Source organism: Bradyrhizobium sp. JR4.3, from assembly GCF_040547695.1.
GTDB classification, from domain to species: domain Bacteria; phylum Pseudomonadota; class Alphaproteobacteria; order Rhizobiales; family Xanthobacteraceae; genus Bradyrhizobium; species Bradyrhizobium canariense.
In genome coordinates this window covers 1-13,648 of sequence record NZ_JBEPQF010000048.1, presented here as the reverse complement: position 1 = coordinate 13,648, position 13,648 = coordinate 1, and the positions used below count along the sequence as shown (strand labels likewise).

9 protein-coding genes and 1 pseudogene are annotated in these 13,648 nt (G+C 59.0%); 2 read left to right on the top strand and 8 right to left on the bottom strand.

The window, feature by feature from the left end:
• Nucleotides 1-1,640: 1,640 nt before the first annotated feature.
• Nucleotides 1,641-1,868 (top strand): annotated as a pseudogene (locus ABIB91_RS38005) (IS110 family transposase); the annotation flags it as partial.
• Between the two features lie 419 nt (nt 1,869-2,287).
• Here ABIB91_RS38005 and ABIB91_RS38000 read toward each other — a convergent pair.
• The 8 genes from ABIB91_RS38000 to ABIB91_RS37965 all read right to left on the bottom strand — a co-directional run bounded on the left by ABIB91_RS38000 (nt 2,288) and on the right by ABIB91_RS37965 (nt 12,474).
• Entirely contained in the window at nt 2,288-3,037 is a 750-nt protein-coding gene (locus ABIB91_RS38000) for a bestrophin-like domain (protein ID WP_354172039.1), read from the bottom strand.
• A 312-nt stretch (nt 3,038-3,349) separates the two neighbouring features.
• Nucleotides 3,350-4,687, bottom strand: coding sequence for a TAXI family TRAP transporter solute-binding subunit (locus ABIB91_RS37995; RefSeq protein WP_354172037.1), 1,338 nt, complete (start codon nt 4,685-4,687; stop codon nt 3,350-3,352).
• Between the two features lie 129 nt (nt 4,688-4,816).
• A complete protein-coding gene (locus ABIB91_RS37990; protein WP_354172035.1) occupies nt 4,817-6,466 on the bottom strand; it encodes an efflux transporter outer membrane subunit in 1,650 nt (549 codons plus the stop codon).
• A gap of 59 nt (nt 6,467-6,525) precedes the next feature.
• Nucleotides 6,526-7,707 carry an HlyD family secretion protein gene (locus ABIB91_RS37985; RefSeq protein WP_354172033.1) on the bottom strand — a complete coding sequence of 394 codons (1,182 nt, stop codon included), beginning with the start codon at nt 7,705-7,707 and terminating at the stop codon, nt 6,526-6,528.
• Nucleotides 7,704-8,048, bottom strand: a complete 345-nt coding sequence (locus ABIB91_RS37980; protein ID WP_354172031.1) for a DUF3302 domain-containing protein — start codon at nt 8,046-8,048, stop codon at nt 7,704-7,706. Before ABIB91_RS37980 ends, ABIB91_RS37985 begins: the two co-directional genes overlap by 4 nt.
• 107 nt (nt 8,049-8,155) lie before the next feature.
• Entirely contained in the window at nt 8,156-10,672 is a 2,517-nt protein-coding gene (locus ABIB91_RS37975; protein ID WP_354172029.1) for an arylsulfatase, read from the bottom strand.
• Nucleotides 10,662-11,660 (bottom strand): formylglycine-generating enzyme family protein, encoded by a 999-nt coding sequence (locus ABIB91_RS37970; RefSeq protein ID WP_473365882.1) that lies wholly within the window; start codon nt 11,658-11,660, stop codon nt 10,662-10,664. The genes ABIB91_RS37975 and ABIB91_RS37970 overlap by 11 nt, the downstream gene beginning before the upstream one ends.
• A gap of 136 nt (nt 11,661-11,796) precedes the next feature.
• Nucleotides 11,797-12,474 carry a hypothetical protein gene (locus tag ABIB91_RS37965; RefSeq protein ID WP_473365881.1) on the bottom strand — a complete coding sequence of 226 codons (678 nt, stop codon included), beginning with the start codon at nt 12,472-12,474 and terminating at the stop codon, nt 11,797-11,799.
• A gap of 582 nt (nt 12,475-13,056) precedes the next feature.
• Between ABIB91_RS37965 and ABIB91_RS37960 the strand changes: the two genes are divergently transcribed.
• The gene (locus ABIB91_RS37960; RefSeq protein ID WP_354172027.1) at nt 13,057-13,425 is read left to right on the top strand and encodes a response regulator transcription factor; all 369 of its coding nucleotides are present in this window, start codon (nt 13,057-13,059) and stop codon (nt 13,423-13,425) included.
• Nucleotides 13,426-13,648: the final 223 nt, after the last annotated feature.

Here is a 13,648-nt window from a genome sequence, read left to right as displayed (position 1 = left end):
CTGCGACGGGCAATCCAAATCAATTCTGGACGTCGGCTGCGAGCATGCCGAAATATGTCTCAAAGTCCGACGCGACTTTCCGGTCCGCAATGATGTCGGCATTCAAGTGCATGACGGCCAACTGCAGTTTTGCTGCGAACGGTTCGTACAGGGGCGAGATGCGCGCCCGATGGCCATCTGAAACATTGTCATCTGCCGAACGCACGATCTGATTGAGCCGACCGGCTGTCTCGGTGTTTCGCGGGTCCGCGGTAAGCAGCTTCGTGGAAGCGGCCGGTAAGGGTTGATTTGAGATAAACGTTGAAATCTAGCTTGTTACTCACAATCGATTCTTTCTAGTTTGCGCACGAAAACACCCAGCGTGCGCTGCCGGGTGACATCACAGAACGTGATTTGTAAAGCGGATTAGCTGTCGCGCGGTAGGTTCGCGATGGCCCGTCGAAGCATGATTTCGATGCAGCGAGCGCAGATAGACTCGCCGCGCCCGGCCGGTGGGTCGACGACAGTCAACTCTTCTGGCGCGAACTCTTCTTCGCAGTGATCGCAGCGGACGCTTTCAAGCATCCTGTATTTGCTCACGCGCTTGTGGCAGAATTTTGCAAACGCTCGTCCGATTGTTCCCGGGACTTTAACTTCCTGCTCATCCCTTGTTCATGTCCAACTTCCTACTGTGCAGCACGTTCTAGCGCTCCCCGGGAGGACATCATGAAACTCAAGTTCGCACTCGTTGGACTAATCGCGCTCAACGGCGCCGCGTTCACCGCTAGTGCGGCATCGGCTATGCCGCTCGCTCCTCTCGGACAAACATCAAACGTTGAGAGCGTCGCGTTGGTTTGTGGTCCGAACGGCTGTGTCCGCACGGCACCTGCCTATCGACGGTATGGCTATGGCGTAGGTCGCTATGGCTATGGCGTGCGTCGGGTCTACGGATATCATCGTGCGTATGGCTATCACCGGGGCCATCGCCGGTATTGACTGTTAACGGGAGGCCGCCTCAAAGGGGCGGCCTCAAGTTTGTCAGTCTAATTTAGTGTGGGGAGACGATAGCCGCCACGCTAAACGCCAATACACAGGCGGCGGCTAGTGACCAAAGCGCTATTGCGATCTCCTTGGGCATGCGGCTCAACGTCCGATCGGATATCGGGTTCCTCCAAGGCGCCGAACTATTTTATATCCGGGGCACAATGGCGAAGATCTCGATTTCTAAGGCCTCAAGTGCCTGCTTTGTGTAGTCAAGAGAGACACAGGCCGCAAGGCAGTGGCGTCGAATGAACTCACGTCTAAGATGCTTTGCAATCTGCGCATCGTGCGGCATGTGGCCGGTCGATTTTCTGTCGCGCCACATTCGGCCGATGTTGTAGTTGCACACGAGCTCGTGACTACACTCTTCGCTTCCGTCGACGTGACGACTGTAGATCCGATACTCGGAATGAATTGAACCGCCCCGGGTTTGCCGGAGGCTATTTGGTTTAAGTTATGCCGCCATGGCCGGTTGTTCCAGCATGGCGTAGTAGCGTTGCTCGGCTTCGGCTGGCGGGATGTTGCCGATGGGCTCCAGGAGCCGTCGGTTGAGCGGAGAAGCTTTAGCAACATCGTGGCGGAGTAGGCGCCGCTGATATCGGCTATGGATCCGCCCAGAAAAGCGCGGAAATCGGCAACTACGGACGCTCCTGATCGTTGGTGCGACCTCTATCATCAAGCTTGCTAAACGAGGCTTGAAAGTCCCACTCTGGATTCGGACCATGCTGCAAAGACGGCCGGTCAAGGTCGTATCGGTCGCGCTCGCTAATAAGATTGCGCGCACGATCTGGGCCTTGCTGGTCAGAGGCGGCAACTATCAGGCGCCGGCCGCAATGCTGAAATCCTAATCTCAAGAGCTCTCCGGCGGAAGAAGAACGCTGCCGAGGAGGCAAGGTGCAAATCTGGATGAACCCCGAATGACGTCATTCCCGGTAGCAATCAGACCGCCTGACTCACTGCGCTTCGAGCGCGAGAAATTGATTGGGCGATTGCTTCCGCGGATATCATCGTGGCCAGCGGCCAGGCGCCGCGTTCACAGGCCGAACATATGACCGCACCGTCATCCCTTGTTCAACCAGAGAAAGATCTTGCAGCCCGGGCCGTTCCACATATGAGTCAGAGCCAATTTTGAACGCCGATTGACAGATTCGGATATCTCAGCACAGCGCGCATCTTGATCAATTCGAAAAGCCGCTGCAGCAGGTCGCGGCAACCGCGATAGCGGTCGGGGCTTGCTCTGGCCTGCCATCCCGATCATGCGAATGGCTCAGGGACTGAGCGGCGTGAGGGCGCTGCGCAGCGGCGCGCTGGAAATTTGCATCAAACCCGCAAATGGCTGACCCAGCTCCAGGACCAGGTAGATCGCCCCGGCAGCCGACAGTGCAAAAACGAACAGCGAGCCGAAAACGGTTGCGCTGGGTTTGGCAAACAGGCCGAAGCTTCCAAAGATGATGGTGAGCCAGACAATCAGCACCACCAGGAACGGCATCGGGATCGAGTTGTTCGTCTGTGCGAACAGCAGCAGGCGGGTTTGCGCAATGTCGGTGGCGATCTGTATGGCCCTGGCTGGCAGGGAGCGCTGGGAATCGTTCTGCGGCGAAAGCTGCTGAAGCTTCGCAAAGAATGCGTCGCTTGCGGCGCTCGCCTCGAAGGGGTTCGCCCTGGCAACCTCGGAACTTTTCTCGCGCCACATTCGATCGGCTAATACAACGATGCTGCGCCGCAATAGATTGCGTAGGTCGTTCGTCTCCGGTCCGTACTCCGCCAAGAGATTGTCGAGCACGACAACATTACTCGTCATCTGCATGACTTGAGTGCTCTGCGTGTCGTAGGAGCCCTTCGCCGAGCCGATCAGCAGCCCGAGCACAAGCGCGGCTATCGTCCCGATGAGGCCCGTGCCCAGCCTGACCACATCCTTGTCATCAGGGCTCAGGTGATGCCCAGGAAGGAACATACCGAGCAAGGCGCCGCCTGAGATGCATACAAACGTGATGCACGATAACGCGATTGCATTCATGATTCACCCGTCTCGCGAGGCAGCGGCCGTCTCTCTGTTGGTCGTCCAGTTTAACAACAGAGCGACGAGCCTGACAGGCCGTTCAAGCTCGTTCGCCTGAGCGCAGCCTCGGTCTCTGCCGCGTATCGTTGACGGGGTATCCTGACGCGTCGTGGCCCCTCATCAGTACACCCTGCGCCGAACAACGGACGCCCGCGGCGCGGCGACCGCACCGGCCGGACTACGGAAATCATCAGATGTTTCATGACGGCTTTCCCCTTGGGTGGTTATTCTGTGGGTTCCAGCAATCGCGGTACCGCGGCGTGTTGCGGCTTAGCGGTGTGTCGCCTTGGCCGCGGAGGCAACTGCGGGTCCCGTAGCGATCAATGTGCGTCGGTCGTGAATCAAGCTCTCCAGCCGGTGCGCTGCCACGGTCAATGTGGCATCATCCACCGCGCTCTCGTCCCCACCAGCGGATTTGGCACGCTCCGCCTTTAGAAGGCCGTCGATTTCTTCTTCGATATCCGAAAGCTCAGCCTCCGTATCGACTTTCCGAATCCGGCGCGCCAGGGCGTAGAGAGAGTCGAGCGGGCCTTCGGTTGCACGGTTGCCGATACCCAGGAATTTCCACGCCGCCGCAAGCATGGTAATCGCACCACCCAGTACCATCGGCGTCAAATAGATCCAGTTGCCGTATTCATCCATGAAGCTCTGCGTGGTGCTGTTGTAGACGGCTGCCGCGCCAGGGTGCAGCGGAAGGTAGGCATCCTGGTCGGTGCTGGGCGCCGTGATCTGCGCGAAAATCGGCTGCTCGCGCAGAAGATTCCTGCGGGCGCTCATGATCGCCTGCGTGAGGCTGGTTATAAGATCAGTGCCGAGCTTCTTTTGCGCAACCAGGTACAGCGAGGTCCTCAGGGTTGTCAGGTCATCATCCGGGACCGGCGGCGATCCCCGCAGCGTGCCCTTTGGGACGTCGAAGCTTTCAAAGGCGCGTTCATTCTCTGCAATTGCCCCCGCGGACTCGATTGCGATCAGTATCGGGACCTTTTTATGGTCGAGTTGAAAAAATCCGCGAACGAGCGAGAGGTATTTTTCGGCGAGCGGGATGGCGACAAGCAGGGCACTGACCTGTTTTGACTGAATGGCTTGCCGGACATCCGTCAAAGCAACGTTCTTGAATACAACTTTTGCGCTCGCAAGATCATATTCCTTGGTCAACACATCGACAATCTTGGCGTTCGCTGCTCCGCCGACCACACCGACCGTGCGTCCCTTCAAGCTGGCAATGCTATCGATGGACGATCCCGGCGGCGCGATGATCAGTACGACCATGTGGCTGACGACGACGACGGCTTGCGCCTGGGACAAGTCGCCGACATCGCCGCGAACCACAGCGAGATCTACCTTACCCGCGGAGAAAGCGGCAGCGGCCTCAAGCGCGGTGCCGCTGTCGACGACCTTGAGCCGGACCGGCGCGTTCGTTGAAACGAACTCGCTTGCCATCGCGGACATTGCCTTGGCGGCCTCGCCGTCGATCGAGCCCACCGCCACGGTCAGCGTTACCGGGCGAGTGTAGTACCGATAGGCAAGGAGACCTGCGCCCGCCGCAAAGCCAGCGACGCCGATGAGCAGGAGAAAGCGAAGCCAGAGCGGCAATCTTATCGACATCATATCCGTCACTCCAGACGCGCCTCAGCGTCCTGAAAATTTTCGTTCGTCACCTCAAAAAACTTATTCAACAAAATCGGCTAGTAGCGGACATCGGCATCTCCGAAGATACAACGCTTTCGCCAGCGACAATCACCACTCCGGAGGCCGGACTGTCGGCCCGATGTCCTCAGAACCTGGCAGGCCCGGCGCCGGCGGTTGCGGCGCATTCGCGGGCGGAAGCAAGTTGCCCCAGTCCGTTCGCGCACGCATCTGGTCAACCGTTGCCGGGCTCACGAAGTTGCCGCCTTCCCGTATCTGCCACCCGCCGCCGAGGGCCCGAAACACCGCGGTGAGGCCGAGCGGAACGCTGGCCGTTGCGCTGGCCAGGCTGTTCTGCGCCTGAAAGAGATTCTGTTCCGCGGTCAGTACTGTGGTGAATGACGTCGCACCCTGCTCATATTGCTCAAGCGCGATTCTGAGGGCACCATTTGCCGCGTCAACGCTGCGACGCAGATACGCGGCTTGGTTCTGTGATTGCAGATATGCCGCAAGACCGTTGTCCACCTCCTGCTGGGCACTCAACACGGTGTTCTGATAGTCGATCAGCAATTGCTGGAGCTTGGCATCCTGCAAACGAATGTTGTTGGTGATTTGCCCGTAGTTCAGGAGATTCCATTGAAACGACGGGCCCGCAGCATACGCCACGCCCTTCCAACTGACGACTTGGCCAAGGGTATGGCCGTTGGCGGTACTGGCCGAACCGCCGAACGTGCCCGTGATGCTGATGGCCGGATAGAGCTGCGTCGTGGCAATTCCAATCTGCGCACTCTGCGCCAGCGCGGCGAGTTCAGCGGCGCGGACGTCCGGTCTGCGGCGCAACAAATCCGCAGGGATTCCAACAACGACTGTGCGAGGTGGCGATGGTATTCGCCCCACCGAGCGTGAAAGCATCATACCGAGTGACTGCGGCGGAACGCCGAGCAGGACGCAGAGCGCGTTTTGCCCCTGCTGCAATTGTATCGTCAACTGCGGTATTGCCGCACGTGTCTGCTCGAGGACGTTTGTCGCCTGGAAGACGTCAAGCTCCGAAGTCCCGCCGCCCGTAAACTTTGCCTTTGCGATGCTAAGCGCCTGTTCCTGCCTGCTGACATTGGCCCGTGCAATTCCGAGCAACTGCTCAGTTGTGCGGATACCGATATAAGTTGCGGTAACATCGGCGAGAAGCGACACCAGAACGCCGTCATAAGTCGCGATCGACGCCAGGTACACGCCATCGGCGGATTCAACTCCGCGACGAAACTTGCCCCAGAAGTCCAGCTCCCAGGCTGCCTGCGCAGCAAGAGCATCGGTCCAGAAATATGCAGGCGTCGCATTCGGACCGGCCAGCGGCGTCGCCGCGCTGGTTCGATTGTAGATGACCGAGCCCACTCCTTGCTGCACCTGCGGATAGGTTATGCCGATAGCTATTCCCAGCGCCGCACGTGCCTGCAACACCCGCGTCCCTGCGCTCTCCAGCGTCAGGTTTTGGTTGTACGCAATCTGGATCAGCCTGTTAAGGGTCGGATCACGAAAGCCTGTCCACCAGTGTTCGTACTCAAGTGGCCCGGATTTAACTGAGTGATTGTCTGCGCCACGAAACTCTTCGGCAAGCGGAGCGACAGGCGATGTAAAATTCGGCCCGATCGTACATGCCACGGTTGGCAGGAGAAGCGCGGCCACAAGCAACCATTGAATTGACAAACCAAGACCGGCGCCGATATCGCGCTGCCGCCCAAATGTTACTTGGTACAACGCCTCCAAAGCTTTCTTCCCCCGCGTTGAGCCTAACTCGTGTACACCCATTCATTGTCGGTTGCAGTCTACGATGGCGGCTTTTCCACTGAAGGCATGACATACAACAGCCACTTCTTCATCCGGATCGCGACCTTCGAAATGACGTGCGTGGCCTTGCCCTTCTGGGTGTAAATCACCGCCGATCCACCTGCCCCCAGGGACAGCTTGCGGGCTACGGCATCGTCGCTGAAATTGATCCGCACAGCATAAAGCCCGTCGGATCCGATCCGGGCCGCGTTCGGAATTGTGCCGCTGGTTGTGAATTGACCACCTCCCGTGGCCGGGATCACGTAGTCCACTTTTCCAAGGAAGAGACGGCCCGGGTACGGGTTGAGCACCATCTCCACGTCGTCGCCTGGCTCGACATTCGAGAGCCAGTTCTGCGGGAATACCGCGGCGACCGCGGTATCGGACACGTTCACGAATGTTCCAGCGGCCGCAAGCGGCATCGGCACCAGCATGGTTCCGACCTGCACCTGCCAGTTCGTGACGTAGCCATCGCCAGGTGCCATCATCTTGCACTGCGAGAGGTTAAAGCGCGCGTCATCCAGTTGAGCTTCGACAGCGGGAACATTGCTCTGGGCCGTCACCAGCGCGGCGGCAGCCTGCTGAGCCGAAGCCTGCGCTTGCGCGAGGCCCGCTTCGGCCTGCTGAACGGCGGCGTCCGCTTCCTGACGTTCTTGCGTCGCCTTGGCTACGTTAAGCTGGCTAATGGCAGCCTTGTCCGCGCGCTGAATGTTGAGGGCGATTTGTTCCTGGGTCTTGGCCAGTTCGTCCGCGGCCTTCGCCTTCGCGAGACTGGCCTGCGCATTCGGTATGGCCGCTTTTGCGGTCGCGAGCGCAGCCTCGGCCTGTTTTACGTTTGCCTTCGCTGCCGTTAATTGCGCCTCGACCTGGTTGACCGTGTACTGGTAGGGAGCCGGATCGACCTCCAGCAGCAAATCACCTTTCTTCAACGGTTGATTTGCCTGCGCGTAGATCGTCTTGACCTGCCCTTTGACGTAAGGGACGAGTTGCACCACGTATTGGCTGGTCACCATCTTTTCCGTAATCGGCGCCGACTGCGTCCAGACCACCACGACGCCGCCGATCATGAATACGCCCGCGACGATCATGCCTGCGATTATATAAGCCGTGGGCTTGATGCGCAGCACCTTGAACAGCACGAGCACGACGGCAACGTAGACAATGATCAGAAATGCGATCATGGGCGCGTCTCCTTGTCCGGAGCTATGCGCAGTACCGCTAAAGGCGTTGCTGCGACCTCGGATTCAGCCGCGCGACCCGGCTGTCTCCCGTCCCCGACCGGGGATTTGGTGCCAAAGGGCGTCGTGAACGCCCATATGAACGCCACCGGCCACAGCAACCCGCCGGTCGCGATCCCGATCCAGCTCATGGCATTGATCGCGCCGGCCTGCGGATGATTCCATTTGTGTGCGAGCTGACCTGGAAGTTTGCCCAGATTGACGACAATGATGACGCCAACAAGGATCAGAACAGCAAACACGACAAACGCGAACGCATCCAACGCGCCGAATGAAGAATCCACCGCCAGCACTCCATGTAAAAGCTGTGTGGTTATATTTCGCGCACGTGCTCGCTGCTCAGTCTATTCTGTCCAAGATGTAGGGCAAGCATTGTGTGAGCTTGTCTCGCTCAGTCCCTCGCTTTTTCGAGTGCATGACGCATAAGCTTTTGATCATCACCAGACAGCTGCGTTGGTCCAAGCTTGAACGTCAGCTTGTCGATCTTCCCGGTGAACTGGAACGGCAGCTTGTAGCTGTCATCCACTCCGGTGCGGCTGTCGAGGCCGACGTCGAAGGACTCGTCGATCGCCATCAGGAACGCAATCGAGTGCGGGATCGACTGGCGGGAAACCTCCTTGCCGTCCACCGAGAGTACCCCGGTGCCACCCTTGCCAAAGCCCGGCCCGTCATATTTGAAATCGAACACGATGGTGTGCTTGCCCGGTTTCAGCGCCGAGCCCAACCAGTCCCGCGCGCCCACGCCGGCTTCCCAGCGGTAGCGTTTCAAATCCAGCATGTTGTAGACAAAGACCGGCTTGCCCTTCAGCAGATAGAGGCCATAGCCGCTGAATCGGCCGCCGAGGGTCACGATCATTCCTTCAGCGCCACCGTTTGAGACCGTTATATCGGCGGTGATCTTGTAGTCCTTGTTCATGATGCTGGGTGCGTTCTCGGCGGGGATGCCGGGATTTACGCCCTTGTAGGTAAATTCAGTTCGCCCGGCGGTCGCACTCGGACGCGGCGTGACGAGTCGCGGCAGGACCGAATTGTCCAACGGCAAGACCTGGTATTTTGCAGCCTCACTTATGAACACTGCTTGCAGCTCCTTCAGCTTGTCGGGATTCTTGGCTGCGAGGTCGTTGGATTGCGAGAAGTCCTCGGCGATATTGTAAAGCTCCCATTTGTAATTGTTGATGTCAGGCAGCTTTGCCGTTCCCAGAAGCCATGGCGGCGCAGGCGGCGTCGTGCATGCATACCAGCCATCGTGGTAGATGCCGCGATTTGCAAACATCTCGAAATACTGCGTATCGCGCTTTGACGGTGCGTTGGCGTTGGCCCGGTCAAACGTATAGGCCATGCTGATGCCCTCGATGGGCTTTTGCGTTATGCCATTCACCGTCGTCGGCGCCGGGATGCCCGCGGCCTCTAGGATGGTCGGTACGATGTCGATGATGTGATGGAATTGGCTGCGGAGACCGCCGACGTCCTTGATGTGGTCGGGCCACGAGATGGCCATGCCTTGCCGGGTGCCGCCGAAATGCGAGGCCACCTGCTTGGTCCACATGAAGGGCGCATCGAATGCCCATGACCACGCCACCGACATATGCGGGTACGTCTTGTCGGAGCCCCAATTCTCATAATGTAGCATCAGCTCGGCCTCAGGGAGTTTCAGAACGCCGTTGTAGGCCGTCATCTGGTTCGGGGTGCCCTCAAGCGTACCCTCGGCGCTAGTACCGTTGTCGCCGCTGATATAGATGATCAGCGTGTTGTCGAGCTTGCCCATGTCCTCGACCGCCTGGATGACGCGGCCGATTTCGTTGTCGGTATAGGCCGCGTAGCCGGCAAACACTTCGGCTTCGCGCGCATACAGCTTCTTTTGTATCAATGAGAGCGAGTCCCATTTCGGCAGGGTATCCGGCCAGGCCGTGAGCTGGGTGTTCGCCGGGATGACTCCAAGCCGCTTCTGGTTGGCGAAGATTTGATCGCGCAACTTCTCCCAACCCATGTCGAACTTACCCTTGAATTTGTCGATCCATTCCTTCTTTGGCTGATGTGGCGAATGGGTGCCGCCAGGCACGTAATAGACGAAGAACGGCTTGTCGGGCGCGGCCGCGTTCAGGCTGTTCATGTAGCCGATGGCCTCGTCCGCCATGTCGGTGATTAGGTTGTAGCCGGGCTTGCCAAGCCATGGAGAAATCTGAGTCGTGTTGCGGAAGAGATAAGGCGTCCACTGGTCGGTCTCGCCGCCCATGAATCCGTAAAAGTACTGGAACCCCATTCCGACTGGCCATTGATCGAAGGGGCCCGCGGCACTGTACAGGTAGCTCGGGGTGTTGTGGTTCTTGCCAAACCACGACGTGGCATATCCGTTGTCGCGAAGAATCGTTCCGATCGTCGCGCTCTCGGGGCCGATGACGGAATCATAGCCCGGATAGCCGGTGGACATCTCGCCGATCACGCCAAATCCGACCGAATGGTGGTTGCGGCCGGTGATCAGCGCTGCCCGCGTCGGCGAGCAAAGCGCCGTCGAGTGAAACTGGGTATAGCGCAGGCCCGCGTTGGCAATGCGATCCATGCTCGGCGTCGGAATGACGCCGCCGAACGTGCCGGACACGCCATAACCTTGGTCGTCTGTCATGATCAACAGCACGTTTGGCGCGCCTTTAGGCGGCACGACCGACGGTGGCCAGTATGGCTTGGAATCCGTGGCATCCTCCTTGATCACGCCACCGAATTTCGGAGGCTCGGGCGGAAGCTGCTTGCCGTCGAGTGTCATCGTGGCGCCGGGTGTGCCCGGCGTACCCGTAATTTGCTGGGCCGCTGCCGTCACTGCGAGGAGGCTCGGCAAAGTGATGAGCAGGCTCGCAAGACCGGTGGCCAACAGCCACCTCTGTTTCAATCGGAGCCTGTTTTGTTCATCGATCATGGGATTTGCCCTCTCGTTTGATGCAGCGGAATCCAACGTGACTTGCCGATGTGTCGACCGGCTCGGGATGGCGTGCCGCCGGCCGGTAGCGACGGCAATAGTTGGGCGCGCAGAGATGCGACCCGCCCTTGAGCACCTTGCGCGGGATCTTGATATTGGGCGTGCAGCGATCGTAGCTCTGATCTTCGCGCCCGCCGCGCGGGTTCTCCGGGATGCAGCAGGCTTTCAGCGCATCGGCCTTATGCTTCGCCACGTACCAATCGCTCGTCCACTCCCAGACATTGCCGATCAGGTCGTGGAGGCCATAGCCGTTCGGCGGAAACGCCGTCACCGGTGACGTGCGCTCATAGCCGTCGGTCGCCAGATTCTCGTGCGGAAACTCACCCTGCCAGGTGTTGGACATCTGGCGTCCGCCGGGCATGAGTTCGTCGCCCCAGGCGTACTCCGCGCCGTCGAGACCGCCGCGCGCCGCGAATTCCCACTCGGCCTCGGTGGGTAGCTCCTTGCCTGCCCACTTGGCATAAGCCTCGGCGTCCTTGAAAGCCACATGCACGACCGGATGCTCGTCCAGTTCGCGGATCGAGCTGCCGGGTCCGTAAGGCCGCCGCCAATTGGCGCCAAATTTGAACGTCCACCACTCGCCCCAATTCCGCAGATCAACGCGCCGCTTGGGCGGCGCAAATGCGAGGGAGCCCGCTTTGAGCATATGCGGCAGCGCGCCCGGATAGTCCTTGGGGTCCGGTGCTGTTTCGGCAAAAGTGACATAGCCCGTCGCTTCGACGAACTGCCGGAATTGCCGATTGGTCACCGGCGTACGGTCCATCCAGAATCCGTCTACCGTCACGCGATGGACAGGCATCTCCTCCGGATAGTGTCGATCCGAACCCATGCGGAACGTGCCGCCTGGGACGTAGAGCATGCCCAAATCGGTCGAACGCTCCAGCAGCTGTTCGCGGCTCGACGACGAGATCGCATCGGCGATTGTCATGACGCCTCCGTCTCAGTTCACCTTGACCACCAGTGGAAGTTTCCAGCTTCCGCTCAGGATCCTTCAGTCGCGGATCGAAAGTGAATCGGTCGATTGAATGCGGGGAAGCGCGCGCCTCTCCGTGTATTCATTCGTTTTAGTAACAGGGTGGATAAGGATAATAGCCGCAGGCCGGACGGGCGTAGCCATAAGGTGCAGGGTAGGCAGCCGCTCCATAAGCGGCGGCACCGGCGGCGCCGGCATACATGGCGCCGCGAAACGCCGAACGGCGAGCGACGCCGGCAAACGACATCGGCGTGAACGGCCGGCCGATGATATCAATAAAGAGTGCTGCCCCACCATCCGCGCCGGTGATGTCTCCCTCTAGGGTCTGAACGTTGAACGTCAGCTTGTCACCTTCGAGCTTCGGGTTTTTCAGCACAACGACGGCGTCCTTCACCGAACCGTCCTTGCCGAACACGGACAAGGTTGCGTTCGGCGGGTTCTTGGCGAAGCTGTCGTCGCCCGATCCCCATTCTGCGATCACATCAGCGGTGGGCTGGTGGCCTGCGGATCTTACCGGACGGTCGGCGAATATGATCGAACTGGGTGTTACGCCGGTCAAGGTGAGAGTGTCGCCCTGCAACGTCGCGCCGCGGGAGTTGAGCACGAACAGCGAGGGCACGATTTCAGGTTTGGCCGAAGCAGATGGCGTGCCGATCGTTTTCATGGAAGGCGGAGCAGCCGCGTTTTGAGCAAGCGCTGTTTCGCCCCCGCACAGCGTTGCGGTCACGGCCAGCATTCCGAAGATCTGATTCAATATTGTGATACGCATGACATCATTCCCCGTCAAAAACCGTCGGAACGACTTGAAGCACTCGCGCTTGGTCGCACGAGGGAGCGCATATGCACGAGCTTGGGCGCGCATTTGCAAGAGAACGCGCAACGTGGCTGGATCAAACGCCTGACGGCGTATGTGGAATCGAAATTAGGCGCGGTGAAAAACGTTGCTATGAGGCGATATTAGATATTTCTTGAAACCTCCTCGCGAATGGAACGCTAGCACAACCAAATGATGAGGGCCAGCCATGATCATTATTTTGTGCCTCTATGTCGTTCGCGCTGTGGGCCCCTGCTCTCGAAATTCAAACTGGTGCGATGGGGCTGGCTGTCCGGGACAATCTCCCTGCTGGTTGGCGAGTTGATCCTCGCGACATTTCTTGCGCTTTTTAGTGCGATCAACGGAAGTGTACATGCGTAAGCCACACCTGCGTTCGCGCCTAGTCCTACGCTAGTGCCTCTACAGGCGACGATCCGTTCGTCTTAGGTTCATTGCGGACTCGATTCCATTGATCCAGATCAACGTTTGGCCGACCCCTTTTGGGGGCCATCTACGGCCTAAGGGCTGGACACGGATATGATGGCGCAGCAGACATTCGTGATCGTGATCGATGACGATCTGGGCCTTCTGAAGAGCGTGGCGCGGCTGTTAGCGCACCACGGCATCGAGAGCCGTACGTTCGCCTCGGCCGAGGCGTTGCTTGAGAGCGACTGCGTGCAGACGGCAACTTGCTTGCTGCTTGACATTCACCTCGGGGGAATTTCGGGAATTGAGCTGCAGCGTCGGCTTACGGCATCGGGATCGAAGTGGCCCGTCATCTTCATGACCGCGAACGACGACGAGGCCACGCGCAGTGAGGCGATGGACGCCGGGTGCATCGCCTATTTGCGCAAGCCGTTCGCTCAGCATGTCTTGCTGGATGCCATTTCGAAAGCTGTGGCTTAGCCGGCGCAGCCAAAACAAGAACGCGCGGGGTCGTCACGTCCGTTTGGGTAAAAGGCACCGATCAGACGTTCCTGAGAGAAATCTGAGTCCGTCGCGGTGGTTAGGCCGGGACGGTGAGTGAGTTATAATGAGCGACCCGAGACATAGGTGACAGTTCGTACCGGACACATGGGTTACACTTTCCGCTTTTGTTCTGCGGGAGGTGTAGATGCCGTGGAAAGCG

Bases quoted from the DNA above. Each gene is read 5' to 3' on its own strand.
- ABIB91_RS38000 (WP_354172039.1), bottom strand. From the start codon at position 3,037: ATGAATGCAATCGCGTTATCGTGCATCACGTTTGTATGCATCTCAGGC.
- ABIB91_RS37995 (WP_354172037.1), bottom strand. From the start codon at position 4,687: ATGATGTCGATAAGATTGCCGCTCTGGCTTCGCTTTCTCCTGCTCATC.
- ABIB91_RS37985 (WP_354172033.1), bottom strand. From the start codon at position 7,707: ATGATCGCATTTCTGATCATTGTCTACGTTGCCGTCGTGCTCGTGCTG.
- ABIB91_RS37975 (WP_354172029.1), bottom strand. From the start codon at position 10,672: ATGATCGATGAACAAAACAGGCTCCGATTGAAACAGAGGTGGCTGTTG.
- ABIB91_RS37970 (WP_473365882.1), bottom strand. From the start codon at position 11,660: ATGACAATCGCCGATGCGATCTCGTCGTCGAGCCGCGAACAGCTGCTG.
- ABIB91_RS37965 (WP_473365881.1), bottom strand. From the start codon at position 12,474: ATGCGTATCACAATATTGAATCAGATCTTCGGAATGCTGGCCGTGACC.
- ABIB91_RS37960 (WP_354172027.1), top strand. From the start codon at position 13,057: ATGATGGCGCAGCAGACATTCGTGATCGTGATCGATGACGATCTGGGC.